Origin of the sequence: Agromyces zhanjiangensis (genome assembly GCF_040496055.1) — a bacterium.
Taxonomy (GTDB): Bacteria; Actinomycetota; Actinomycetes; order Actinomycetales; family Microbacteriaceae; genus Agromyces; species Agromyces zhanjiangensis.
Genome location: NZ_JBEPKB010000006.1, coordinates 98994 through 122817, shown reverse-complemented (window position 1 = coordinate 122817; position 23824 = coordinate 98994). Strand labels below are relative to the sequence as shown.

At 71.9% G+C, this 23824-nt stretch carries 29 protein-coding genes and 1 pseudogene; 21 read left to right on the top strand and 9 right to left on the bottom strand.

Annotation, left to right across the window (positions count from 1 at the left end; translation table 11 throughout):
• Positions 1–5: 5 nt before the first annotated feature.
• The 4 genes from ABME02_RS12735 to ABME02_RS12720 all read left to right on the top strand — a co-directional run bounded on the left by ABME02_RS12735 (position 6) and on the right by ABME02_RS12720 (position 4112).
• Entirely contained in the window at positions 6–959 is a 954-nt protein-coding gene (locus tag ABME02_RS12735) for a class II fructose-bisphosphatase family protein (protein WP_353815715.1), read from the top strand.
• Between the two features lie 160 nt (positions 960–1119).
• On the top strand, positions 1120–2121 hold the full coding sequence (glpX, locus tag ABME02_RS12730) for a class II fructose-bisphosphatase (RefSeq protein WP_353815714.1): 1002 nt from the start codon (positions 1120–1122) through the stop codon (positions 2119–2121).
• 97 nt (positions 2122–2218) lie between these two features.
• Positions 2219–3661 (top strand): MFS transporter, encoded by a 1443-nt coding sequence (locus tag ABME02_RS12725; RefSeq protein ID WP_353815713.1) that lies wholly within the window; start codon positions 2219–2221, stop codon positions 3659–3661.
• Positions 3662–3716: 55 nt separating this feature from the next.
• Positions 3717–4112: a VOC family protein gene (locus tag ABME02_RS12720; protein WP_353815712.1), complete on the top strand. Its 396-nt coding sequence runs from the start codon at positions 3717–3719 to the stop codon at positions 4110–4112.
• A 60-nt stretch (positions 4113–4172) separates the two neighbouring features.
• On the opposite strand, the gene ABME02_RS12715 is transcribed toward ABME02_RS12720, so the two are convergent.
• Positions 4173–5669 carry a DNA recombination protein RmuC gene (locus ABME02_RS12715; protein ID WP_353815711.1) on the bottom strand — a complete coding sequence of 499 codons (1497 nt, stop codon included), beginning with the start codon at positions 5667–5669 and terminating at the stop codon, positions 4173–4175.
• Between the two features lie 86 nt (positions 5670–5755).
• Positions 5756–6373 (bottom strand): exonuclease domain-containing protein, encoded by a 618-nt coding sequence (locus ABME02_RS12710; RefSeq protein ID WP_353815710.1) that lies wholly within the window; start codon positions 6371–6373, stop codon positions 5756–5758.
• Between the two features lie 125 nt (positions 6374–6498).
• On the opposite strand from ABME02_RS12710, the gene ABME02_RS12705 reads away from it, so the two are divergent.
• Entirely contained in the window at positions 6499–7293 is a 795-nt protein-coding gene (locus ABME02_RS12705) for a class I SAM-dependent methyltransferase (protein ID WP_353815709.1), read from the top strand.
• 10 nt (positions 7294–7303) lie between these two features.
• Here the strand turns inward: ABME02_RS12705 and ABME02_RS12700 are convergent, their stop codons facing one another.
• On the bottom strand, positions 7304–8563 hold the full coding sequence (locus ABME02_RS12700; RefSeq protein WP_353815708.1) for a DUF7363 domain-containing protein: 1260 nt from the start codon (positions 8561–8563) through the stop codon (positions 7304–7306).
• A gap of 246 nt (positions 8564–8809) precedes the next feature.
• Here ABME02_RS12700 and ABME02_RS12695 point away from each other — a divergent pair, with 246 nt between their 5' ends.
• The 5 genes from ABME02_RS12695 (at position 8810) to ABME02_RS12675 (ending at position 12175) form a co-directional block, all read left to right on the top strand.
• Positions 8810–9787: a DMT family transporter gene (locus ABME02_RS12695; RefSeq protein ID WP_353815707.1), complete on the top strand. Its 978-nt coding sequence runs from the start codon at positions 8810–8812 to the stop codon at positions 9785–9787.
• An 11-nt stretch (positions 9788–9798) separates the two neighbouring features.
• The gene (gene ychF / locus ABME02_RS12690; protein ID WP_353815706.1) at positions 9799–10872 is read left to right on the top strand and encodes a redox-regulated ATPase YchF; all 1074 of its coding nucleotides are present in this window, start codon (positions 9799–9801) and stop codon (positions 10870–10872) included.
• Between the two features lie 105 nt (positions 10873–10977).
• Positions 10978–11487, top strand: a complete 510-nt coding sequence (locus ABME02_RS12685) for a hypothetical protein (protein WP_353815705.1) — start codon at positions 10978–10980, stop codon at positions 11485–11487.
• Positions 11488–11525: 38 nt separating this feature from the next.
• On the top strand, positions 11526–11759 hold the full coding sequence (locus ABME02_RS12680; RefSeq protein ID WP_353815704.1) for a FitA-like ribbon-helix-helix domain-containing protein: 234 nt from the start codon (positions 11526–11528) through the stop codon (positions 11757–11759).
• Positions 11756–12175, top strand: a complete 420-nt coding sequence (locus ABME02_RS12675; RefSeq protein WP_353815703.1) for a type II toxin-antitoxin system VapC family toxin — start codon at positions 11756–11758, stop codon at positions 12173–12175. Before ABME02_RS12680 ends, ABME02_RS12675 begins: the two co-directional genes overlap by 4 nt.
• Here ABME02_RS12675 and ABME02_RS12670 read toward each other — a convergent pair.
• Positions 12153–12737, bottom strand: coding sequence for an ArsR/SmtB family transcription factor (locus tag ABME02_RS12670; RefSeq protein WP_353815702.1), 585 nt, complete (start codon positions 12735–12737; stop codon positions 12153–12155). The genes ABME02_RS12675 and ABME02_RS12670 overlap by 23 nt on opposite strands.
• 68 nt (positions 12738–12805) lie before the next feature.
• Here ABME02_RS12670 and ABME02_RS12665 point away from each other — a divergent pair, with 68 nt between their 5' ends.
• Positions 12806–13384: a dienelactone hydrolase family protein gene (locus ABME02_RS12665; RefSeq protein ID WP_353815701.1), complete on the top strand. Its 579-nt coding sequence runs from the start codon at positions 12806–12808 to the stop codon at positions 13382–13384.
• Between the two features lie 52 nt (positions 13385–13436).
• Here ABME02_RS12665 and ABME02_RS12660 read toward each other — a convergent pair whose 3' ends face one another.
• Positions 13437–15044: an outer membrane protein assembly factor BamB family protein gene (locus ABME02_RS12660; RefSeq protein WP_353815700.1), complete on the bottom strand. Its 1608-nt coding sequence runs from the start codon at positions 15042–15044 to the stop codon at positions 13437–13439.
• A gap of 173 nt (positions 15045–15217) precedes the next feature.
• On the opposite strand from ABME02_RS12660, the pseudogene ABME02_RS12655 reads away from it, so the two are divergent.
• Positions 15218–15328, top strand: a pseudogene (locus tag ABME02_RS12655) (DUF8821 family protein); the annotation flags it as partial.
• A 102-nt stretch (positions 15329–15430) separates the two neighbouring features.
• On the opposite strand, the gene ABME02_RS12650 reads toward ABME02_RS12655, so the two are convergent.
• The gene (locus tag ABME02_RS12650; RefSeq protein WP_353815699.1) at positions 15431–15724 is read right to left on the bottom strand and encodes a putative quinol monooxygenase; all 294 of its coding nucleotides are present in this window, start codon (positions 15722–15724) and stop codon (positions 15431–15433) included.
• A gap of 400 nt (positions 15725–16124) precedes the next feature.
• Between ABME02_RS12650 and ABME02_RS12645 the strand changes: the two genes are divergently transcribed.
• The 3 genes from ABME02_RS12645 (at position 16125) to ABME02_RS12635 (ending at position 18431) form a co-directional block, all read left to right on the top strand.
• On the top strand, positions 16125–16709 hold the full coding sequence (locus ABME02_RS12645; RefSeq protein WP_353815698.1) for an RNA polymerase sigma factor: 585 nt from the start codon (positions 16125–16127) through the stop codon (positions 16707–16709).
• Positions 16710–16778: 69 nt separating this feature from the next.
• The gene (locus tag ABME02_RS12640) at positions 16779–18125 is read left to right on the top strand and encodes a hypothetical protein (protein WP_353815697.1); all 1347 of its coding nucleotides are present in this window, start codon (positions 16779–16781) and stop codon (positions 18123–18125) included.
• A 96-nt stretch (positions 18126–18221) separates the two neighbouring features.
• Positions 18222–18431 carry a dodecin gene (locus ABME02_RS12635; protein WP_353815696.1) on the top strand — a complete coding sequence of 70 codons (210 nt, stop codon included), beginning with the start codon at positions 18222–18224 and terminating at the stop codon, positions 18429–18431.
• Between the two features lie 33 nt (positions 18432–18464).
• On the opposite strand, the gene ABME02_RS12630 is transcribed toward ABME02_RS12635, so the two are convergent.
• Positions 18465–19058 carry a 1-acyl-sn-glycerol-3-phosphate acyltransferase gene (locus ABME02_RS12630; protein WP_353815695.1) on the bottom strand — a complete coding sequence of 198 codons (594 nt, stop codon included), beginning with the start codon at positions 19056–19058 and terminating at the stop codon, positions 18465–18467.
• A gap of 52 nt (positions 19059–19110) precedes the next feature.
• Positions 19111–19464, bottom strand: a complete 354-nt coding sequence (locus tag ABME02_RS12625) for a hypothetical protein (RefSeq protein WP_353815694.1) — start codon at positions 19462–19464, stop codon at positions 19111–19113.
• A gap of 177 nt (positions 19465–19641) precedes the next feature.
• On the opposite strand from ABME02_RS12625, the gene ABME02_RS12620 reads away from it, so the two are divergent.
• The 3 genes from ABME02_RS12620 (at position 19642) to ABME02_RS12610 (ending at position 21572) form a co-directional block, all read left to right on the top strand.
• Positions 19642–20391, top strand: coding sequence for a hypothetical protein (locus tag ABME02_RS12620; protein ID WP_353815693.1), 750 nt, complete (start codon positions 19642–19644; stop codon positions 20389–20391).
• A gap of 63 nt (positions 20392–20454) precedes the next feature.
• Positions 20455–21219, top strand: a complete 765-nt coding sequence (locus tag ABME02_RS12615) for an MFS transporter (protein ID WP_353815692.1) — start codon at positions 20455–20457, stop codon at positions 21217–21219.
• Positions 21183–21572 (top strand): MFS transporter, encoded by a 390-nt coding sequence (locus ABME02_RS12610; protein WP_353815691.1) that lies wholly within the window; start codon positions 21183–21185, stop codon positions 21570–21572. Before ABME02_RS12615 ends, ABME02_RS12610 begins: the two co-directional genes overlap by 37 nt.
• A 34-nt stretch (positions 21573–21606) precedes the next feature.
• Here ABME02_RS12610 and ABME02_RS12605 read toward each other — a convergent pair whose 3' ends face one another.
• Positions 21607–21837 carry a hypothetical protein gene (locus ABME02_RS12605; protein WP_353815690.1) on the bottom strand — a complete coding sequence of 77 codons (231 nt, stop codon included), beginning with the start codon at positions 21835–21837 and terminating at the stop codon, positions 21607–21609.
• Positions 21838–21868: 31 nt separating this feature from the next.
• Here ABME02_RS12605 and ABME02_RS12600 point away from each other — a divergent pair, with 31 nt between their 5' ends.
• The 3 genes from ABME02_RS12600 to ABME02_RS12590 all read left to right on the top strand — a co-directional run bounded on the left by ABME02_RS12600 (position 21869) and on the right by ABME02_RS12590 (position 23784).
• The gene (locus ABME02_RS12600) at positions 21869–22303 is read left to right on the top strand and encodes a MarR family winged helix-turn-helix transcriptional regulator (RefSeq protein WP_353815689.1); all 435 of its coding nucleotides are present in this window, start codon (positions 21869–21871) and stop codon (positions 22301–22303) included.
• A gap of 209 nt (positions 22304–22512) precedes the next feature.
• The gene (locus tag ABME02_RS12595; protein ID WP_353815688.1) at positions 22513–22842 is read left to right on the top strand and encodes a DUF7882 family protein; all 330 of its coding nucleotides are present in this window, start codon (positions 22513–22515) and stop codon (positions 22840–22842) included.
• 48 nt (positions 22843–22890) lie between these two features.
• Positions 22891–23784 carry an Fpg/Nei family DNA glycosylase gene (locus ABME02_RS12590; RefSeq protein WP_353815687.1) on the top strand — a complete coding sequence of 298 codons (894 nt, stop codon included), beginning with the start codon at positions 22891–22893 and terminating at the stop codon, positions 23782–23784.
• Positions 23785–23824 lie beyond the last annotated feature (40 nt).

Below are 23824 nucleotides of genomic sequence, written 5' to 3'. Positions count from 1 at the left end.
GGGGCGTGCAGCGGGAGACGGAGCCGTTCGAGCCGGATCGAGCGGTCGAGGAGGTCGAGGCAGCCCAGGGCCGCGAGGAGGACCTCGCCGACGGGTTCGCCGGGGCGGTGCGGGCCGCCGCGCTCGCCGCGGTGCCCATGGTCGGCTCGGGCGACCGCGACGCGGTGGACGGCGTCGCGGTCGCCGCGATGCGCTCGGCGCTCGCCGGGCTCGCCGTCGACGGGCGGGTCGCCGTGGGCGAGGGGGAGAAGGACGAGGCGCCCATGCTCCACCTCGGCGAGCGGTTCGGGACCGGCGCCGGACCGGCCGTGGACGTCGCGGTCGACCCGGTCGACGGCACGAGCCTCGCTGCGGCCGGCCTTCCCGGGGCGATGGCGATCCTCGCGGTCGCGCCGCGCGACGGATTGCTCGACATCGGGCCGGCGCACTACATGGCGAAGCTCGTCTCGCGCGTGCCCGGGCTCGACATCGACGCGCCGGTCCGCGAGGCGATCGCCCGAATCGCGGAGGTTCGCGGCGTGCCCGTGTCGGACGTGCGGGTCGCCGTGCAGGACCGGCCCCGGAACGCGGCGGTCGCGGAGGCATCGGAGGCGACCGGGGCGCGGGTCGAGCGCTTCGTGCACGGCGACGTCGAGCGATGCCTGCGCGCCGTCCGCCCGGATGGCGACCTCGACCTCGTGATCGGCATCGGCGGCGCGCCCGAGGGCGTGCTCACGGCGGGCGCCGTCCGCGCGCTCGGCGGATGGATGCAGGCGCGCCTGGCGCCGCAGTCGGCCTGGGAATCCGAGCGGCTCGCGGCCGCCGGGATCCCGCTCGGCCGCGTGTTCGGGCTCGACGACCTGTGCGCCGAACGGGTGGCCGTGTTCCTCACCGCGGTGACGCCGTGCGACCTCGGGCCGGGCGCGCGACTCGGCCCCGGACACTCGTGGCGCATCGGATCGGTCGACTCGCTCCCCTGACCCGGCGGTCGGCGAGCCCCGTTAAGAATGCACGAACTTTCACGCCCGATCCGGGCCGCACCGGCCCGTTCCGGCACCCCCGTCAGTAGGCTCGAAGACAGGCGCCCCGGCCGTTTCGAGCCGTGCGGGCGCGGCACCGATGAACCAGGAGGACCCCTCGATGGCGAGCAGCGAACACGACAGCCTCTACCTGCACCCCGACCGCAACATCGCGCTCGAGCTGGTCCGGGCGACCGAGGCGGCCGCCATCCGCTCGTACCCGTGGATCGGCCGCGGTGAGAAGCTCGCCGCGGACGGTGCCGCGGTCGATGCGATGCGCGCGTTCCTCGGCACGGTGAACTTCGACGGGGTCGTGGTGATCGGCGAGGGCGAGAAGGACGAGGCGCCCATGCTCTTCAACGGCGAGCGGGTCGGCAACGGGCGCGGGCCGGCGTGCGACATCGCTGTGGACCCGATCGACGGGACGTCGTTGACCGCGGCGGGCCGGCAGAACGCGCTGTCGGTGATCGCGGTCGCCGACCGGGGCACGATGCTCGATGCGTCGTCGGTGTTCTACATGGACAAGATCGTCACGGATGCCTCGGGGCACGGCGTGGTCGACATCCGCAAGCCGATCGGGGAGAACCTGCGTGCGCTGGCGAAGGCCAAGGGCAAGGAGGTCGGCGAGCTCCGCGTGGCGGTGCTGAACCGTCCGCGGCACGAGCAGCTGATCGCGGAGATCCGCGAGGCGGGTGCAGGCACGCGGCTGATCTCGGACGGCGACGTGGCCGGCGGGATCAACGCGGCACGGTACGAGTCGCGGATCGACATGTGCGTGGGCATCGGCGGCAGCCCGGAGGGCATCACGACGGCGTGCGCGATCAAGGCGCTGGGCGGGTTCATGCAGGGCCGGCTCGCACCGAAGGACGACGAGGAGCGTGCACGCGGCGAGGCCGCGGGCCTGGACTGCGACCAGGTGTACGAGCTCGACGACCTGGTGCGCAGCGACAACACGTTCTTCGTCGCGACGGGCGTGACCGACGGCGAGCTCGTCGACGGGGTGCGCAAGAAGGGCCCGATCATCCGCACCGAGTCGATCGTGCTGCGCGGCCGGTCGGGCACCATCCGCCGCATCGTCGCCGACCACCTCGTCGAGAAGTGGCTCGACGACGCCGACCGCTGACGGTCCCGGCCGCTGACGACGCCGGCGACGGGTCGGGCGGCTCTGCCGTGAGCGGACGCACCTGTCCGATGTCGGGGGAGTGCTCCAGACTGGTCGGGTGACCTCGGAGACCCGGTTGCCGCGCGCGCTGCGGCCGTTCTCCTCGGCCCAGTACCGACGGCTGGTCGTCGCCCTCGCCGCGTCGTTGCTCTCAGCCGGGGCGTGGATCGTCGCTGCCGCGTGGCAGGTCATCGAGCTCGGCGGAACGCCGATCGACCTCTCGATCGTGGCCGTCGGCGCGAGCCTGGGGCTGGTCCTCGCCGTGCTCATCGGCGGCGTCGTCGCCGACCGGATGCCGCAGCGCGGCATCCTCCTCGCCATCGAGGCCGCGCGAGCGGTCGTGTTCGCGGTCGCGGGCCTGCTCGCGGCGAGCGGGCTCATCGAGGTGTGGCACCTCGCGGCGCTCTCCTTCGTCCTCGGCGTGGCCGACGGGTTCTTCTACCCGGCGTACTCGGCCTGGCTCCCGGCGCTGCTGCCCGCCGAGCAGCTGCTCGCGGCGAACGGCGTGGAGGGCGCGCTGCGACCCGTCGCGCAGAACGCCGCCGGCCCGGCGCTCGCGAGCGTGCTGATCGCGGTGGAGGGGCCGTGGCTCGCCTTCCTCGTCGTCGGCGCGCTGCAGGTGGTCGCGATCGTCGCGCTCGCGGTCATGCGGACCACGCCGTTGCGGCGCGACCTGGAGGAGTCGGACTCCCACCCGCTCCGGCAGATGGCGGTCGACCTGCGCGACGGCTTCGCCTACCTGTTGCGCACGCGGTGGCTCTTCGCGACGCTCGCGTTCTCGATCCTGCTCGTGCTCGTCGTGGTCGGGCCCATCGAGGTGCTCATCCCGTTCGCGGTCCGCGACCAGACGGGTGGGGGCGCCGGGGAGTTCGCGCTGGTGCTCGCGTCGTTCGGCATCGGCGGCGCCGTCGGGTCCCTGCTGGTGTCGTCGTTCCGGCTGCCGCGTCGCTATCTCACGCTCATGATCCTCGCGTGGGGTTTCGGCTGCCTGCCGTTGGCCCTGATCGGCGTGACACCGTGGCTCTGGGTCATGGTCGTCGCGACGTTCGCCTGCGGATTCCTGTTCGATGCGGGACAGGTCGTGTGGGGAACACTGCTCCAGCGGCGGGTGCCGCCGGCCATGCTCGGACGCGTCTCGAGCCTCGACTTCTTCGTCTCGCTCGCGCTGATGCCGTTGTCGATGGCCATCGCGGGGCCGGTGGGCGAGTGGCTGGGCCTGGCGCCGGCGTTCCTGATCGCGGGTGCGGTGCCGCCGATCCTGGCGATCCTGACGCTCGCCACGGCGCGGCTCGGCCAGGACGAGCTCGCGCACCCGCTCGACGACGGCCGGATGGATGCCACGCAGGTGACGGGCGCCGAGGCCGTGGCCGGGTTCGCACCGCCGGTGGACGAGCCGCACCCGCCGCGTCCCGCCGCGGCCGGGGACGACGGTGCCGATGCCGGGCGTGCGGTCGAAACGGATGAGGGTCGAGCGCCGCCGTCTCCCGGCACAACCCCCTGACCGGGCTCACCCGACTCTGGCAGGCTGATGCTCTCACCGAACCGGAGGAGCGAAGATGATCACGATCCGGGACGCCTTCTCGGGCTTCAGCGTCGACGACGTCGATGCGGCCCGCGAGTTCTACGGGATGACGTTGGGCCTGACCGTCGAGGACGCGCCGGGCGCCGGCGGGTTGACGATCCGCCTGCCATCCGGACAGGGCGTGCTGCTGTACCCGACCGAGGCGCACGAGCCGGCGAGGTACACCATGCTCAACCTCGTCGTCGACGACATCGACCGCGCCGTCGACGAACTGAACTCGGCCGGGGTGGTCACGAAGATCTACTCGGGCGAGGAGTCGTTCGGCACCGACGAGCGCGGTATCAATCGCGGCTCCGCAACCGGCACCGGGCCGGATATCGCCTGGTTCCGCGATCCCGCTGGCAACGTGCTCAGCGTGCTCGCGGGCTGAGCGCGCCGCCCTCGGAACCGATCAGGAACCCGGGACTCGGACGAGCCGAGCGGTACGCGCTCAGGAGGACGTGGACCGTCGGATGTGCTCGTCGAGGTCGGCGCCGTCGAAGCCGTCGTCGATCGGCAATTCGTCGTCGTCCGTGGAGTCGACCGCGTGAGCAGTCGGACGGGACGTGCCCGGATCGGCCCCGGTCGCGCTGGCCGGCTCGGAGCCCGCTCCGAACGGCTGCCTCTCCGTCAGCTCGGGTGCCGACAGCCGCCGCGGGGACTCGTGGATGGGCGCCGGCTCCTCGACGAGGGAGAGCTTCGTCTCGTTGATGCCAGGGAACTGGCGAGCGGTGACGAGCACCCGCGATTCGAGGGAACTCGCGAACTTGTTGTAGCTGTCGACGGTGCGCTCGATCGCCTTGCGGAGCGAGTCGGCGTGCCCGGCGAGCACGCCGATGCGCTGGTAGAGCGTCGTGCCGAGGTCGAACAGCTTCTTCGCCTCGTCGGAGACGGCCTGCTGCTGCCACGCGTAGTCGATCGTCTTCAGCACGGCGAACAGGTTCACCGGTGAGGCCAGCGCGACCCGACGCTCGAACGCGTAGTTGAGCAGTCCGGCGTCGGCCTCGAGGGCGGCCGACAGCAGCGACTCGTTCGGGATGAACGCGATCACGAACTCCGGGCTCGCGGCGAGCCCCTCCCAGTAGGTCTTCTTGCCGAGCGCGTCGATGTGCGAGCGCATCGCCTTGACGTGCTTCTCGATGAGCGACTTGCGTCGCGCGCCCTCTTCTCCGATGGCCGTCTCAGGGATGCTCGACGCCTCGAGGTAGTGCTCGAGCGGGACCTTCGAGTCGAGCGGGATGTACTTGCCGCCGGGCAGGTTCACGACCATGTCGGGGCGCCCGCGGCCCTGGTCGGTCGTGACCTGGGTCTGCAGCTCGAAGTCGACGTGCTGGGTGAGGCCGGCGGCCTCGACGACGCGGCGCAGCTGCGTCTCGCCCCAGACGCCCCGCGTGCTGTTGTGCCGAAGAGCGCTCGCAAGCGATTCGGTCGTCGCACGGAGCTCCGCGTCGGAGAGCTGCGCGCGCTTGAGCTGCTCGGCGATCGAGCCGTACTGCTCGCTCCGCTGCTGCTCGAGTTCGGACACCTTGCGCTGCATCGTCGACAGCGTCTCGCGCACGGGGCTCAGCGCCTGCAGGACGGCGCTCTCCCGGCGCTCGCGCTCGCTGCGCTCGGCCTGGTCGAGCCGCTGCTGGTCGAGGAGCTCCCGCTGGCGCTGCCCCTGCTGCTCCACCTGCTCGCGCAGCCCGGCGGCGGCGGCCTCGGCGGCGGCGAGTTCGGCGCGCAGCGCCGCCTGGACGGCCTGCTGCTCGGCGAGCACCCGTGCCCGCTCGGTGTCGGCGGCGGCCCGCTGCTCGAGCAGGGCCCGCTCGTGCCGCGCCTCGACGAGCGCCGGGTCTTCGACGGGGGTCGCCTCGCCCGGGGTGCGGCGCTGCGCGACGACGTGCATGACGAGGGCGCCGAGGACGCCGCCGACGACGAGCCCGATGACGAGGAGGAGGATGTCCATGGCGATCAGTGTGGCAGCGGCCCCCGACATCCGTCGCGAGGCGACCCGGCAGGCCGCCCGACCCGGACGACGAGGACGGTCGGAGCCTACTGGAGCGCCATCGGGCCGTGCAGGCCGGCCTGCGCGCGCGAGGCCGTCGCGCCGATCGCCCCGACCCGCACCCGCGTCACGTGGGCGAGCCGTTCGAGGTCGCCGGCGTCGTGCCGCTTCGCGGCGTGCACGACGATCGCGGCGCAGGCCTCCGCGTCGGCCAGCGCGTCGTGGTGCGCGAAGTCGTCGAAGCCGGCGGCCGCCGCTGCCGACGTCAGCCGGTACGAGTCGAGGTGGTAGGTCCGCCGGGCGATCTGGAGGCTGCACACGTACCGGAAGTCGGGCACCTCGAGGCCGAGCGCCTCGGACGTCGCCCGGATGACGCCCATGTCGAATCCGGCGTTGTGCGCGACGAGCCAGTCGTCGCCGGCGAACTCGCGGAGGAACGGCAGGTGCACCCGCCAGTCGTCGGCGCGCTCCACCAGGTCGGGCGTGATGCCGTGGATCCGCACGTTCCAGGGCGAGAACTCCCCGTACGGGAACGGCGGGCGGATGTAGCGGTGCTCCCGCTCGACGACCCGGCCGTCGACGACCTTCACCAGTCCGATCGAGCACGCGGAAGCGGCGGAGGGGTTGGCGGTCTCGAAGTCGATCGCTGTGAAGCTCACTGGCACGGCGGCATCCTCGCACGCGCCGCCGACGCCGCCGCCGACCTGTCCGGCGCGCCGCGCGCCCCGGCCATTGACGCGCGTGCCCGCGTGGCGTGGAATGTGCGGTGGGCGGCATCCGGGGGTGGGAGATGGCTGGCGAGGACGACACGGCGGCGGGCGTGCGCGGCGGGCTGGTCGCCGACCCGGCCGACCCGGACACGCGCCGTGCGGCGCGATCGTTCGGCGCCGTGGCGCCCGTGTACGGGGCGGCCCGGCCCGGGTACCCGCTCGAAGCCGTCGAATGGCTCGTGGGCGACGCCCGCCGCGTGCTCGACCTCGGTGCGGGCACCGGGCGCCTGACCGAGGCGCTCGTCGCGCTCGACCGCGACGTCCTCGCGGTCGACCCGGTCGAGGAGATGCTCGAGGAGCTCGAGGTCCGCGTGCCCGGCGTTCCGCGCATCCTGGGCACCGCGGAGGACCTGCCCGTCGAGGACGACTCGGTCGATGCGGTCGTCGCGGGCCAGGCGTGGCACTGGTTCCAGCGCGAGCGCGCCGTGCCGGAGATCGCTCGGGTGCTCCGTCGGGGCGGTGTGCTCGGACTCGCCTGGAACAGCCGCGACACGAGCGCGGACTGGCTCCGCGAGGCGGGGGAGATCATCCACGAGCGGCACGACGCCTCGGCGTCGGTCGCCTCCTACGTCCGCGTCGGCGGCCCGTTCGGCCCCGTCGAGTCGCACCGGGTCGAGTGGGTCGAGCGGATGTCGCGCGCGAGGTTCCTCGACCTGGTGCGTTCGCGCAGCCACTGGCTGACGTCGCCGCCCGACGAGCAGCGTGCGGTGATCGCGGCCGTCGAGACGTTGCTCGTCACGCATCCGGACATCGCGGGCGCCGATGAACTCGCGATCCCGTACGTGACGCACTGCTTCCGGAGCATCCGGGGCTGATCCGGCGAGGTCAGGCCGCCTTCGCCCGCGCGTCCGGGTGCCCGTAGACCGCGTACGCGATCGCGCACGCCTCACCCGCCGCGCGGGCCGCCTCGCGAGCCCGGCGCGACGCACGGTCGACGGGAGAGCCGTCGGCGAGCGCGGCGGAGAAGGTCTCGAGGAACGTCTCGGAGAGGGCGCTGCGTCCGCCGCTGCCTCCGCACTCGACGACGACGCCCGCGCCGTTGCGCATCGCGGCCGCGGCACGCTCGGGCGCGCCGTCGTCGGAACCGAGCGCGACGACCGATGCGGAGGCGATCGCCGTCGCGGGGCGCGGGGCCGCGGCATCCGTCGTCGTCGACAGTCGCACCGCGGCCGGAGGCGCGACGTCGTACAGCCAGCGGGTGAGCCCGAACTGGCCGAGGAACGGGTCCGACTCCGTCGGGGCGGACCCCGGGCGGCGCACGACGAGCAGCTCCCAGGGCAGTTCGGTCTCGCCGGTCGTCTGGACGACGAGTCCGTCGAGCTCGCTCCGGTGCGCCCACAGCAGGTCGCGTGCGCGCCGATCGAGCAGCCGGTCCGCGAGCCGGGCGCCGACCTCGCGCAGTCCGCGCTCGACCGCGTCCGCGCGCTCGGTCCCGGGCAGTCCTGCGCCGGCGTCCTTCGCTCGTGCGAGCGAGGCTCGTACCTCGTCGACGAGCCGGGCCTTGTCCGAGAGGCGGATGCGGAAGCGGTGCGCCTCCCCGCCGACGCACAGGGCGGCATGGAGGATCGCGCGGCCACGGGCGACCTCCTCGTCGATGCGCAGGGTCGGCCGGCAGGTGATCAGCGGATCGGCCTCGGCGATCCGCGCGGAGGCGCGCGCCAGGCCGGCCTGGTCGTGGTCGTCGGAGCCGACGACCTCGCTCGTCAGCCGGACCGTCGCGAGCGGCAGCTCGCCCTCGCCGCGCACGAGCACCGTCACCTCGGCGGGACCACGATCGACGGCGAGCATCGTGAAGCGGGCCTCCGCGGACGTCGCGGCGGGAAGCCGGACCAGGCGGCTGCGCCGCGCGCCCACGAGGAAGCGCAGGCCGCGGGGCACGACGGTCACGGTGACCGGGCCGCCCGCGACGATCCGGCCCGCGTCCCCGTCGACCGGGGTCGGCTCGTCGGCCGAGGCCGTGGCATCCGCTCGCACCAGCCGGACCGTGAGCGTCGCGGTCGACCCCACCGTCACGATCGGCGTGAGCTCGGCCTGCAGGTGCGCCACTGCGGCGGCTCCTGCGACGACGCGTCGGTCCTGCGGCATCCGTTTCCCCCAATTCGACGGCGCGTTCGCCGTGCAGACATCGGGCGCCCGAGTGGGCGCCCGCAGAGGGAGGCTACGTGGCGGGTCACGGCGCCGCCTCAGGGTGAGCACCGAGTTCGAGTCGACCCGGATTGCGCGTCGCACGAGCAGCGGCCGACCGGCGCGAGAGTCGCCGCGAAACCGCAGGTCGGGTCACGGTTCCGGCTCACGGCGTCCGCACAGCCACCGAGGCCGTAGCATTCCCCGGTGCCACGTCGCCGCGCGTTCCTCCTGCTCTCCCTCGCCAACCTGTTCTGGGCGGGGAACTTCGTGTTCTCAGCGGTCATCTCCGAGCAGGTCGACCCGGTGTCGTTGACGTTCTGGCGATGGTCGCTCGCGGCCCTCCCGCTCGTCGCGGTGGCGTGGATCGCGGAGCGTCCCGACTGGCGCGCCGCAGCGCGGGAGTGGCGCTGGCACCTCGTGCAGTCGGTCTTCGGCCTGACCGGGTACGCGCTGCTGCTCTACGCGGGGATCGGCATGACCGGGTCGGTGACGGCATCCGTCATCAGTGCGATCAACCCGGCGACGATCGCGCTCGGCGCGGCGGTCCTGCTGGCCGAGCGGATGTCGCGGTCGCAGGGCCTCGGCATCGTGCTCGCGTTCGCCGGGGTCGCCGTCGTGCTCACGGGCGGGAATCCGGTCACGGCGTTCTCGCAGGGATTCGGGGCGGGTGACCTGCTCGTCCTCGGCGCGGTGATCGCGTGGACCGTGTACTCGATCATCGCCCGCCGCCTGACGACCCCGCCGATCACGGCGACCGCGTTGCAGGCCGTGTTCGCCACGGTCACGATGCTGCCGGTCATCGCGTTCACCGGGCTCACGGTGCCGTCCGACCTCGGCGGCACGCTCGCGGTCGCCTACATCGTGCTGCTGCCGTCCGTCGCCGGCTACGCGCTCTGGAACGCCGGTTCGGCGAGCCTCGGGCCCGCGCGCTCCGGCGTGTTCCTCAACCTGCTGCCGGTCTTCACGGTCATCATCGCGCTCCTGCTCGGACGGCCGATCGACCCGGCCGCGATCGTCGGCGGCGTGGTCGTGCTCGTCGGCGTCTACCTGACGGTGCGGTCGCCACGGCCGACGCGCGTCCCGATCGAGCCGGCCGCCGTGGACCTGGGGCGGGATGTCCCCGGTCAGGGCGATGAACGCGCGGACTCCGCGCCGACCGGACCCGTGCCCCTGCCCCGGTAGACTGGTCGCCCGTGGCACTCACCATCGGAATCGTCGGACTCCCGAACGTCGGCAAGTCGACCCTCTTCAACGCCCTCACCAAGAACACGGTGCTCGCGGCGAACTACCCGTTCGCGACCATCGAGCCGAACGTCGGCGTGGTGAACCTGCCCGACCCGCGACTCGAGACGCTCGCCGGCATCTTCGGATCCGAGCGCATCCTGCCCGCGGCCGTGTCGTTCGTCGACATCGCGGGCATCGTGAAGGGCGCCTCCGAGGGCGAGGGCCTCGGCAACAAGTTCCTCGCGAACATCCGCGAGGCCGACGCGATCGCGCAGGTCGTGCGCGGCTTCGAGGACTCCGACGTCGTGCACGTCGACGGCAGGGTCGACCCGAAGAACGACATGGAGACGATCAACGCCGAGCTGATCCTCGCCGACCTCGAGACCCTCGAGCGCGCGATCACGCGCTACGAGAAGGAGGTCAAGGGGAAGAAGCTCGACCCGTCGGTGCTCGCCGCCGCCAAGGAGGCGCAGGAGGAACTGCAGAAGGGCATCCCGCTGTCGGCCTCGAAGGTCGACCTCGCGCCGATCGCCGAGCTCGGCCTGCTGACCGCGAAGCCCTTCATCTACGTCTTCAACGTCGACGAGGCGGTGCTGACGGATGCCGCCCGCAAGGCTGAGCTCGCAGCCCTGGTCGCGCCCGCCGAGGCGGTCTTCCTCGACGCCAAGATCGAGTCGGAGCTCATCGACCTCGACCCGGCCGACGCGGCGGAGCTGCTCGCCTCGACCGGCCAGGAGGAGTCGGGCCTCGACCAGCTCGCCCGCGTCGGCTTCGACACCCTGGGGCTCCAGACCTACCTCACCGCCGGCCCCAAGGAGTCGCGCGCGTGGACCATCCGCAAGGGCTGGAAGGCCCCGCAGGCGGCCGGCGTCATCCACACCGACTTCGAGAAGGGCTTCATCAAGGCCGAGGTCATCTCGTTCGACGACCTCGTCGAGACGGGTTCGGTCGCCGAGGCGCGGGCGAAGGGCAAGGCCCGCATGGAGGGCAAGGACTACGTCATGCAGGACGGCGACGTCGTGGAGTTCCGCTTCAACGTGTGAGTGCCCGGCCGGCCTGGCCTCCTCCACAGCGGCGGGACCGGCCGATCCTTCTTCCGATCGAGACCCGGTTCCGCGCGCGTTCACTGCCCAGGCGACGATGCGTGGATGGGAATCAGGTATTACGCGTACGCGTACGACGCCGCTGACACGCAGGTGGCACTCGACGACCCGCGCCGCATCCTTTCGAGCGACCCGTTGGCCGATGCATGGGGCATGCAACCGCACGCCTCGGTCGGTACTCCGACGTTCGCACAGGCTTTGCCGCGCCGCGACATGCTGTACCTCGACAAGGCGTGGTCGGCGCTCCAGGCGATGACGGCGCCAGCGATCCGCGACCGCCCTCGTGCCGCGTTTCGGATGTTCGAGGGGCGTGTCACTCATCATTCGGACGGCTGGGATGCCTGGGTCCGCACGATTCTGCCGCAAGAAGTGCCGGCGATCCGAGACGATCTCGATCGGCTGGCGAGGGCGGAATCCGAGCGTCGAGTTGCGGTCGAGGGGGCCGAAGCCGACTCGGACGTCGACGGGTATGTCCTGCACTACCTGCGCAGTGCGCGCGACTTCGTCACCGGTCTCGCGGTCGACGGTCGCGGCATGGTCTACATGATCGGCTGAGTGATATCATGACTGATATCAAACGAGGGGTGGACAGGGTGGCATCGATCGTCGTCAGAGGTCTCGATGACGCCGTCAAGCTCCAACTCGCGCGTCTGGCTCGCGAGCATGGGCGCTCGATGGAAGCCGAGGTGCGTGACATCCTCAGCCGCGCGGTCAGCCGTCCGCACATCGGCATCGCACTGTTCGAGGCGGCGCGCGCCATCGGTGGCGTCGATGATCTCGTGGTGCCGGGCCGCGAGGACGAAGCGAGAGCCGTGGACTTCGAGTGATCGTCCTCGACACCAACGTGATCTCGGAGTTGTTCCGGCCGCAGCCCGATGCTCGCGTCGTCTCGTGGCTGGCAACTCTGACCGGCGAGGTCGCAATCACGACGATCACCCTCGCCGAACTGTTCGCCGGGGTCCGCCGCCTTCCCGGCGGCCGGCGTCGGAGCGAACTCGAGATGGCGATCGATGCGGCACTTCAGCCCTACCGGGATTCCCGGTCCGTTCTCGCGTTCGACGAGCGCGCGGCTCACCGGTACGCGGACGTGCTGTCGGATCGTGAACATGCGGGACGGCCGATCAGCATGGCCGATGCTCAGATCGCGGCGATCTGCCTCGCCAACGGCGCGGCGTGCGCGACGCGGAACGTGAAGGACTTCGCCGACACCGGGGTCGACGTCATCGATCCCTGGAGGGGTTGAGAACGTCTGCCGGCAGCCTCGGGTGGTCCGTGGGGTAGATGCCGATCGCGAATCCGTACGTGGTGTCGCCGGAACGCGGCATCCGGTCGAATTCGTCGACGAGTTCCGCCATCCGCTCCCAGAACTGCGACGCCTGCTCGTCGGTGATCCGCGCATGGCGGATGAATCCCCAGAGCAGACCCTGCTCGAAGGCGCCTGCGGATTCGCGTGCCGCCACCTCGAAGTCGTTGAAGTCGCCCGTCGTGGCGTGGTCGCCCGGCGGCTGCTCGAGCGCGATGGTGAACATGCGGGCGGTCCGCCCGTAGAAGCGCTCCTCGATCGCGCGCACCTTCCTCGTTCGCACCACTCGGAGCAGGTCGTTGCGGGCGAGGACCTCGACATGGTGTGCAACCGTGCTCTTGGGGCGCCCGACGGCGGTCGCGAGCTCGGTGACGGTGGCCGCCCGCTCGTGGAGGAGCTGGAGGATCGTCGTGCGGAGCGGATGGCCGATGGCCTGCACCTGGGCCGGCCGGGTCAGCACGATCCGATCCGCCAGCTCGTAGTCAGGGGGGTTGTCCGCCATGGTCGATCAGACTAGCATCGCGGAATGTTCGAAGAGAGTCGATCATTGAGTCGAGAGGACCGCTGACGATGGCCGAAGTCCTGCTGTACCACCACATCCAGGGCCTGACCGACGGCGTCCGGGCCTTCGCCGACGAGCTGCGAGGGGACGGCCACACGGTGCACGTGCCCGACCTCTTCGACGGGCACACGTTCGACCGCATCGACGACGGCTTCGCGTTCGCGCGCGAGGCGGGATTCGACGCGATCCGGGAGCGTGGCAGGGCCGCCGCCGACGGACTCGGCCCCGCTCTCGTCTACGCCGGCTTCTCATTCGGCGTGACGATCGCGCAGGCGCTCGCGCAGACGCGGCCGGGCGCGCGCGGGGCGCTGCTGATGTACTCGTGCCTCCCCGTCTCCGAGTTCGGCGGGGCGTGGCCCGAGGGTGTGCCGGTGCAGATCCACGGCAAGGAGGGCGACGAGTTCTTCGACGAGGACCTTCCCGCCGCGCGCGAACTCGTCGTCGCCGCCGCCGACGCCGAGCTGTTCCTCTATCCAGGGGATCAGCACCTGTTCGCTGACGCCTCGCTCGACGAGTACGACCCCGAGGCATCCGCACTGCTCATCTCGCGCGTACGGGCGTTCCTCGCCGCTCCGGCCATGCGCTGACGCCCCCACGAACCCTCCCGCCGGTTCGTACCGGCGGGAGGTGGCTCGATGGTCAGTCGAGGCCGAACGCGTACAGCTTGGCGTTGGGCATGCCGAGGCCCAAGTAGTCGTACCCGGATCCCCAGTACACGGTCCCGTTCGAGATCGCCGCGCCCGAGATGCAGGACCCGCCGCTCTCGAACGCCCAGACCACCTCGCCGGTCGCCGCGTTCAGCGCGTACATGTGGCCGAGCTGGTCGAGCGCGCACCCGAACACGACGCCGTTCGCCGTCGTCACCGGTCCGGCGGTCGATCCGCCGTACGTCGGCCTGGTCTGCCAGCGGATCTGGCCGGTCCGCGCATCGAGCGCGCTCCACACGCCGTCCGTCGACTCGAGGTACGGGATCCGGTTGCTGTTGGCGTTCGCGGTGTAGACCTGCGACCCGTCGGTGGCCGATCCCCACTCCATGCCGCCGAACGTGCCGTCGGGACCCGCCTGGGTGATCCACCGGATGGCGCCGGTCGCGGGATCGAGTGCCCAGAACTGGCCGCTCTCCTGGCCGACGCCGAGCGTCTCCACGCCCTTGTCGCGGCCGGATTTCGCCGTGAAGAGCATCGGCGCCTGCCCGAAGTCGTGACCCGGGCCGTGCGGCTCGGGGCAGTTGACGCCGTCACCGAGACCGGGGATGCACGCGAAGTTCCACGCGTCGAACGGCAGCGTCCGGGTGACCCACTTGATCGCTCCGGTCCGGAGGTCGAGGGCGACGATGGAGTCGAACAGGTCGTCGGCCGGTATGCAGGCGCGTTGGGCGTTCGCGTCCTCGCCCGCAGCCTGCACGCAGGAGAGCACGTCGTCCGGCAGGTCGGAGTTGCTGCCGGTCGCGATGTAGACCGACTTGCGCTTGGCATCGATCGCCGGCGAGCTTCCCCACACGGCCGCCCCCGGGTAGCCGACGTCCGCCATGTAGGTCTTCCAGAGGATCGCACCGGTCGCGAGGTCGAGCGCGACGAGGCTCCCGCGGAAGCTGCAACAGGGGTAGTTCGGAAGCACCCCGGCGTAGTAGGGCTCGATCGAGTCGGTGCCGACGTATACGACACCGTCGAACACCGTCGCCGCTTGCGTGATCATCGCCGTGGGGTGGTCCTCGACCTCCGTGCTCCACAGCAGTTCGCCGGTCGCCTTGTCGACCGCGAGCACCTCGCCGCCCCCGCCGCCGAACGGACCCTGGTTCCCGAAGACCAGGGCGGTGTCGGTCACCGCCGGCGTCGCGATGGCCGTATCGCCCGGGACGCCGGTGTACGAGCTGATCTTCGCGGACCACACCTGCTGGCCCGTCGCGCGATCGACGGCGAACAGGTTGCCGGCTGCGTCGGGGACGTACACCTGCGTCGCGTCGACGGCGGGCGTCGCCGAGACGTTGCCTTCGGTCGTGAACACCCATCTGACGGAGAGCCCGTCGACGTTCGTCGCGGAGATCTTCTTCTCGGATGCCGCGTACCGCGTGTTCTCCCGGTCGCCCCCGGCGACGGGCCATCCGCTGCCGCCCGCGTTGCCGCCGGGCTTGCCTCCCGAGTTGCCTCCCGGGGCCGCGAGCGCCGCGCCGCCTCCGAGCAGGAGGGCGATGATCGCTCCTCCGGCGAAGCCCGCCCGGACGGCATTCCGCCATGTCGTGCGCATCATCGCACCCCTCTCCCACCGTTCGAACGGTCACGAGTGGAACTGCGGCACACGCTACGACTGCCGTCCCGTCGCGGATAGGCCCCATCTGGGGGTCCGCCGTATGCTTCGGACGCCCGGCTGAGAGGAAGGCGCCGATGACGGACCTCGTCGACGTCACGGAGGTCTCGACCGTGCTCTCGCAGGGCATGGAGGTGCCGGCGGAGCTGGCCGCCGAGTTCAAGTTCGCCAGGCAGCGCTCGAAGCTCGCACGAGAGATCCGCGGCTCGTTCTTCGTGATCACGGGGAGTGCTGATCGATCGTCGGCGCGCGCCTGCGGCGGGCTACGACGCCCAGCTCGGGATGGGCGCCGGGAAACCGAGCGCGCGAGCGTGCGATGACGGCCGACGTCACTCGAGCGGACTGACCACCATCACGCGGAACGGCTCGGCCATGAGCTCCGCCAGCGGACCGAACGCGTTCGTCGCCATCGCGTCCTCCAGGTGCTCCATCCGAGCCTCGACCGAGTCCCAGTCGGCGATCTCGACGAGCACGTCGGGGTCGTCGAGCACCTCGTACCGGACGCTGCCGAGGAACCCGCGTCGCCCGCGCCCGCGCGTGGCGACCAGGTCGTCGAGCAGGCGCTTGATCTCGTCCCGCCGGCCGGGCTGGGCCTTCATCTCGATGATCACCTTGATGGCCATGTCACACCACTTCCTCGTGCTGGAGATCGACGCAGACGACGGCGCCGCCCAGAGGCTACGCCCGTCGCGCGCTGTCCGGCAGTCCCCGGACTCATCCTCGTTCGCGGCGCGACGGTTCGGCGATCGTGATCGCGGAACTGCCGGCAAACAAACATGAGCAAACGTCAGGGAACTCTTGCATCCCGTCCCGAGCGGCGTAGAATCGTGTTCACCACCGGAGGACGCTCCGGCATAGAAAGGCCCCGACGAGTCGACAGACGCCGAGGCCTTTCAGGCTGTCCGGGGGTGTTTTCGCATCTCGGGTGCCGCCGAGCCGTGCTGCGCGCGATCGCGATGATTCCGTGACCTCCCCATTCCCCGCCGCGTGCAAGACTCGCACCAATCGCGACACATGCAGGGCGTGAGGATCGCCAGCACCGACGCCGAAGACGCCGACACGACCCAGGGGGTGGCGATGCCCGACGCCGCCGAACCGCCGGCGATGCCGGCGCGCGACGACGGACTCGCCTGGTTCACCGGCGTCGTGCACGAGCATTCGACCGCGCTCGTGAAGTACTTCGCGCGGCGCGGTCCGCGCCAGGACGCCGAGGACCTCGCCGCCGAGGTGTTCGCGACGGCCTGGCGTCGACGCGACGACGTCCCGCGCGAGGCCGTGCTGCCGTGGCTGTACCGCACGGCGGGCTTCACGCTCGCCAACCATCGCCGCAAGCTCGTCGACCTCCCGGTCGAGCACCTGCCCGACGCGGGCACCTCGCGCGTCGACGAGGACCCCGAGCTCAGCGCGCTCTTCGACGCCGAGCTCCGCGGCGCCCTCGCGAGCATCGGCGAACGCGACCGGCAGATCATCCTGCTCCACGCCTGGGAGGGCCTCGACGGCGAGGAGCTCGCGCAGGTGCTCGGCATCTCGCGGTCCGGCGCGGATGCCGCGCTCTCGCGTGCCCGCAAGCGACTCCGTGACGCGTGGGGCGAGCGGCTGTCGTTCTGACCCGTGCAAGGTTCCGCCGTCGTGGCACACATGCATGGGTGAGACAGTCCGGCAGGAAGGGAAACGAGGGTGAGCGACATGCGTGACGACGAGGACCGCCGCGATCCGGTGGAGCAGCTGCGGGCCGCCGATCCGGCCGCCGCGGTCGAACCGCGCGAGGGCTTCGCCGACGAGGTCGTCGCTCGGGCCGCGGCCGAGTCGGCGGAGGCTCAGGCAGCGACTGGATCCGGATCGACGGATGCCGCTGCATCCGCCGACTCTCCCGTCGCCGACCTCGATGCCGAACGCGCCCGACGGCGCCCGCGCTGGGTGCCCGTCGCCGCCGTCGCAGCCTCCCTCGCGGTCGTCGGCGCAGTCGGCTACGGCGTCGGGGCGGCCACCGGCCAGCCGACGAACCTCGCGGATGCCGCGGCCCCGCCGATCTCGCTGCAGGGTCAGGCCGGCGCCGGCACCACCGAGGGGGCTGTCATCGAACCGGGGTTCGTCGACCAGCGGATGGCCGGACCGGGCGCCGCCGACCTGTCGTACCCCTCCGGCTTCGGTCGCAACGCCTTCCACGCGAGCGGGCTGTCGAACACCGCCGGCGCGGCCGCCGCGTACGCGTTCGACGCGCCCGCCGCATCCGACGCAGCCGACGTCTCGGAACTCGCCGCGGCGCTCGGCGTCGAGGGGGAGCCCGTGCTCGCGGACGGAGCCTGGACGGTCGGCCCGCAGGACGGCACCGCGCCGACGCTGTGGGTGTCCCTCGACGGCACGATGAGCTTCTCGTACTCCGATCCCGGCAGGGACCCGTGGGCCTGCGAGGTCGGCACCGACGTGTGCGAGCCGACGGGCGGCCTCCCGAGCGAGGATGCCGCGATCGAGACCCTGCGGGGACTCCTCGCGTCGGCGGGCCGCGACCCCGGCGCCTACGAGTTCTCGTCCGAGACCTGGGAGGGTGCCGTCACCCGCACGGCGTCCGCCTGGCCCGTCGTCGACGGGCAGCGCGTCGACACCGGCTGGTCGGTCGAGGTCACCGACGACGGCCTGTACAGCGCCTACGGCGCGCTCGCCGAGCTCGTCCCGCTCGGCGAGTACCCGGTCGTCAGCGAGCAGGAGGCGTTCGAGCGGCTCTCCGACCCGCGGTTCGGCGCGCAGATGACGATCATGCCGTTCGCGGTGCGAGAGCACGTGACGGACGACGTCGCCGAATGGGTGCCACCGACCGAGCCGCCGGCCGTCCCCTCGCCGGGCTCCGCGCTGTCGTGGCCGGTGAACGACGTCGACATCGTCGAGGCACGGCTCGGGCTCGCCAGCCAGTGGCAGGCGGACGGCAGCGTGCTGGTCGTCCCGGCGTACGAGTTCACCGACGCCGACGGCGGTGCGTGGTCGGTCGTCGCGATCGCCGACGAGCGACTCGACTTCTCGACGGACTAGGGTCGGCGCCCCTCGCACCGCCGACCTGTCGGCGCACCGGCGATCGGGCTAGGGTCGAGGCAACCCGCGCCGGTGCGGGAGGGGGAGCCGAGGCACATGAGCGATCACGTCTACCGCGTCACCGAGATCGTCGGGAGTTCGCACGAGGGCACCGACACCGCGATCCGCAACGCCATCTCGCGAGCGACCTCGACGCTGCGCCACGTCGACTGGTTCGAGGTCGTCTCGACCCGTGGCGTCGTCGAGGACGGCGGCGTCGCGCACTTCCAGGTCACGCTGAAGGTGGGATTCCGGCTCGAGGAGTGAACCGGGCGCGGGGATGGCGGCGCGGGCGATCGCTCAGCCGAGGCCCGTCGCGGTGTCCTCGGTCGGCTCGTTCCGGAGGCGCGGCTCGGTGCGGAGTTCGGGACGCACGCCCGCCTTGTCGGCGTAGAACGCCCGGATGCGGTCCATGTCGGCGGCGACGTTCCCCGTGAGCTCGAACGTCGGCCCGAGGCCCGTCGTCATGCTCGTGCGGTCGACGAATCCGAGCGTCACGGGCATGCCGGTCTCCCGGGCGATGCGGTAGAAGCCCGACTTCCAGTACGCGTTCGAACCGCGCGTGCCGTCCGGGGTCACGACGAGCCCGAACACCTCGCCCGCGCGGATCCTGTCCACGACCTCGCCGACGACCCGGCTCGGATCATCGCGATCGACGGCGATGCCGCCGAGCCGGCGCATGATCGGACCGCGCCATCCCTTGAACAGGCTCTTCTTCCCGAGCCAGCGCACGTCGATGCCGTAGTGCCATGCGATCGCGAGCATGAGGACGAAGTCCCAGTTGGACGTGTGCGGGGCGCCGATCAGCACGGACGGTCGGCCCGGGGCGGACTCGCCCGCGAGGGACCACCTGCTGACGGCCCAGTAGACGCGGGAGACGAGTCGTCGGAGCATCCGGCAACCCTATGCGAGCACGCATGCGCCGGGCGGCATGCGACCGCCGCGGTCAGCTCCGGAAGAACTCGTTCGCCGGCCGCGTGTACAGCAGCAGGAGCCCGATGAGCGCGACGAGCGCGGCCACCAGTGCGGGCCAGAACACCGCGGGAACCGCGATCATCGCCCACACGGCCGTGATCAGGTTGAGCACGAACACGATCGTGACGAGGATGCGGGCCCCGTTGCTGCCGCGGAACAACCCGAGGCTGACGAGGAACGTGATCGCGCCGATCACGATCTGCGTCCACCCGGTCGCCGCCGAGCCGCCGCCCGTGAGCGTGAGGACGCCGCCGATGATCTGCAGCAGTCCCGAGATCCATGCCAGGACCGCGACGAGGGTGACGCCGCCTGGTCGAGTCGCCATACCGTGCTCCGTTCTCCGTCGGCCGCCGCGATGCGCCCGTCGCCGCCACGCTATCGCGGACCCGCCGCGCGCGGCCAGCATCCGCTCGGGCCGCCCGACGTATCGATCGGGTCTCGGATGGCAGCGCGGCGCAGGGGGCGGGCGCCGCACGTCGGCCGTGGTCCCTATGATCGCGCTGTGGACCCGATCCTCGCTCGAACGACCCTCCAGATCCCGCCCGATGCGCCGCTGTCGCTCGAGCTGATCGATGCCGCCTACCAGCGCGAGATGTGGCTGCGGCATCCGTCCCGGTACCCCGACGTCGACGGCCGCCGGGCGGCCGAGGCGTGGCGGGACACGCTCGGCCGCGCACGAGCGGTGCTCGTCGAGGAACTGGCATCGCCCACCGCCCGTGCGGCGGACCCGAGGGCGGCGGCGCCGCGTCGCCGGCTCTCCGGGGGAGCGGTCGCCGGCATCGTCGCCGGCGGGGTCGTCGCGGTCGCGTTGCTCGTCGCGGGCGGCATCGGCCTGTACGGCCTCGTGCGCGGCGTCGCCGAGACGACCATCGCCGAGTCGGCCGACTCGTTCGAACCGGCTGCGCCCGGTGCGGTCGGCGGCGAGGTCGAACGCTACGAGCCGTACGAGACGGGGTACGACTTCGCCTCCGCGCTCGAGATGTACTGGGACGGGCGCTACGACGACCGGTGCGCGATCGGCTTCGTGGAGGGCTGCTGGCAGATGGCGCTGTTCACCGAGGCCGATTGCGACGAGCTCGAGGTGACGCTCGTCTTCAACGACGACGCCGACTCGTGGGTCGCGGACGAGACGGAGACGCGACTCGTGTCCGACGTGCGCGCCGACGAGGCCGTGCCGGTCGTGTTCGGCAACGACGACCGGGAGTTCGGCTGGATCGACCAGGTGCGCTGCACCGACGGCGCGTCCACCTGACGGGCGCGTATCGCACCCGAGCGGGGGTCAGCGCTGCGCGCACCGCGGGCGTAGAGTTCCGCCGTGGTGCGGGGCCGTGCGTCCACCTGGCGGGTCCATCCGTGGTGGGTGGCCGTCGTCGCCGGCATGGCCTCGTACGTGGATGCGCTCGCGATCGCGGGCTTCGCGGCCGCCGTCGTGATCTACGGCGACGACCTGGCACTCGCGGCTCGTGAGATCGGCCTCGCGGCCGGCGCGCTCAGCATCGGCATCGCCGCTGGTGCGCTCGTGGGCGGACGACTGGGCGACCGGCTCGGACGTCGGCCGGTGTTCACGGCGACGATGGTCCTCATCGTGGTCGGGGCGGTGGGCCTCTTCGTCGCGAGCGACTTCGCGGTCGTGGTCGGGGCCGCACTGCTGCTCGGCCTCGGCGTGGGTGCGGACCTGCCGGTCGCGCTCGCGACGATCTCCGAAGCGGCGCGCGACGACCACAGGGGCAAGCTGCTGGCCTTCACGAACCTGCTCTGGGTCCTCGGCGGCGTCGTCGGCGGGGCGCTCACCGCATTCCTCGGCGACCTCGGGCGGCCGGGAGCCGAGGTGATCTTCGCGCACCTCGCCGTCATGGCGTCGCTCGTGCTCGCCGCGCGGCTGACGGTTCCCGAGTCCGAGCGGTGGCTGGCGGCGCGCACCGAGCGGCGCCGCGGCATCCGGACCGTCCGGGCGGATCGCGTGCGCGTGCGGGCGTGTGGTTCATGCGCATCGCCGACACGCCGCAGCGCTTCGCGTACTTCACGGTGGGCTCGGTGTGCCTCGTGGTCGGGCCGGTCGTCATCGCGATCTTCGGGATGAACCTCGCGACGTTCCTCGTCTCGGTCGTGATCTCGTCGGTGGGGCTCATGTTCGCCTTCGAGGGCATCATGAAGGTCTGGACGCAGGAGCAGTTCCCGACCCTCCTGCGGGCGACCGCGCAGGGTGCGGTGATCTCGACCGGTCGGTTCGCCGCCGCCGTCTTCGCACTGGTGACGCCGATGGTCCTGGAGTACGGCACCACGCCGCTGTACGCGATGCTCGCGGTCTTCAGCCTCGTCGGGTGCGGGTGGGCATGGCTCGTGTTCCGCACGCGGGACCGGCACGACGAGTTCGCGGCCGAGACCGGAGCGGATGCGGTGGACGTGCCCGAGGCGGCGGCCCCGGCGACCTGACTCGCGGTTCCGGTCCGGCCGGGGTCGCAGCCGATCAGGGGCAGTGGAGGTGCGTCGGAGTCGTGGCATCCCCGCGATCGATGCGGTGCTCGGCCATCGGGGCGCCGCACAACGGGCACGTGGGATCGGTCGGGGGCACGTACGGAGCCTCCGGTCGGCCGATGCCGACCTGGGCGGGCCCGGCGACGGGGTAGAGGAACTGGTTGACGCGAGACCAGAACCCGGGAACGCCCTTCCACGGGTTCGGCAATTTCTGTTCGTGCACGAATGATTAGTGTACAGACTATTCTGGTCGGATGATCGACCCGCTCGAGCTCGACCGCCAGCTCTGCTTCGCGCTCGCCGCGACGAGCCGTGAGGTCGTGCGGCTCTACCGCCCCTCGCTCGACCCGCTCGGCCTCACCCACCCGCAGTACCTCGTCATGCTCGCGCTGTGGGAGCAGAGCCCGCTCCGGCTGCGCGAGATCGCCGACCGCCTCCACCTCGAGTCCGCGACCGCCAGTCCGCTGGTCGGGCGACTCGAGGCGGCCGGGCTCGTGACGCGCCGTCGCAGCGCGGCCGACGAGCGCGCGGTCGACGTCGAGCTCACCGCCGAGGGCGAGGCGCTGCGCCAACGCGCGCTCGCCGTACCCGGCGAGGTCGTCGCGCGCCTCGGCTACCCGGTCGAACGGCTCGAGCGGTTGCGCGACGAGCTCACCGCGCTCCTCGAGGCCGCGCACCGCGTCGACTGACGCCCCTCGGCCCGCGCCAGCACGCGCGGGCAGTCCGTGTCAAGTCCCTCCCGCGATCCGGGAACAGTCCGTACAACTGACTGCGCGGGTCCCCGAAGCCCGCGACAGGCCGTCGGTCACCGCGCGGAGTTCGACCACGCGGACGTCCCGGGACACCCGGGCGATCGACGGCCTGACCCGTTCCATCGCCATGCCCGGAAGGACCCCGTTTGGGAACGCTCCACGTCGGCCGCATCTCGCGGATCGATCTCCCCGACCCCGTGCTCGCCCACGTTCACGCCGTCGTCATCGCCAAGCTCCGCGTCCACGAGCCCGTCGTCGTCGGGTGGATCGCTCCCCACGGGCGCCGCGACGAGGTGATGGTCCACCCGGCCATGTCGATCGTCGTCCGATACGACGTCGACGACGTGCTCGCCCTGGACCGGGCGTGGCTGGAGCGGCTCATGCGCGCGGCGAACGGCGTCGGCGGCCTGCAACTGACGGCCGAGGCGATCGAGGAGCTGGCGGCGATCGGCGATGCGCCGACGCCCGCCGGCTGATCCGGAAACCCGGTCGCGGATGTCGTCGCGCGGTGCGACCATGGACGCGTGCCGGAGATGCCCGAGGTCCAGGCGCTCGCCGAGTTCCTCAGCGGGCGCACGGCCGGGCATGCGATCACGTCCGCCCGGGTCGCCGCGATCGCCGCGCTGAAGACCTTCGATCCGCCCCTGCAGGCGATCGAGGGCCGTCCCATCGCCTCGGTGGTCCGGCACGGCAAGTTCCTCGATGTCGAGCTGGGCGGCGCGGATGCCTCGGGCGGCGGCGAGGCCGGGCCCCTGCACCTCGTCTTCCACCTCGCGCGCGCGGGCTGGCTGCGCTGGTACGACGAGCTCCCGGCGACGGTGCTCCGACCCGGCCGGTCGCCGATCGCGCTGCGGATCCGGCTCGACGACGGCGCGGGCTTCGACCTCACCGAGGCGGGCACGAAGAAGTCGCTGGCGGTGTACGTCGTCCGCGACCCGGCCGAGGTGCCCGGCGTCGCGAGGCTCGGCCCCGACCCGATGGCCGACGACTTCACGCTCGACCGGTTCGCCGAGGTCCTGGGCGGACGCCGAACGCGCATCAAGGGGCTCCTCCGCGACCAGTCCGTGCTCGCCGGGATCGGCAACGCGTACTCCGACGAGATCCTCCACGCCGCGAAGATGTCCCCGTACAAGATCGCCGCGACCCTCGACCCGGCCGAGGTCGAGCGACTCTTCGCGGCGATGCGCGGCACGCTCGGCGAGGCGCTCGCCGAGGCATCCGGCAGGCCCGCCGCCGAGCTGAAGGACGCCAAGCGGCGGAACCTCCGGGTCCACGGACGCACCGGTCAGGCCTGCCCGGTGTGCGGCGATACGATCCGGCAGGTGGAGTTCCACGACTCCACGTTCCAGTACTGCCCCACGTGCCAGACCGGCGGCACCCCGCTCGCCGATCGCGTGCTCTCGCGGCTCGTGAAGTAGCCCCTCCGAGCGGGCTGTGGGGATGCCGCGAGAGACCTGT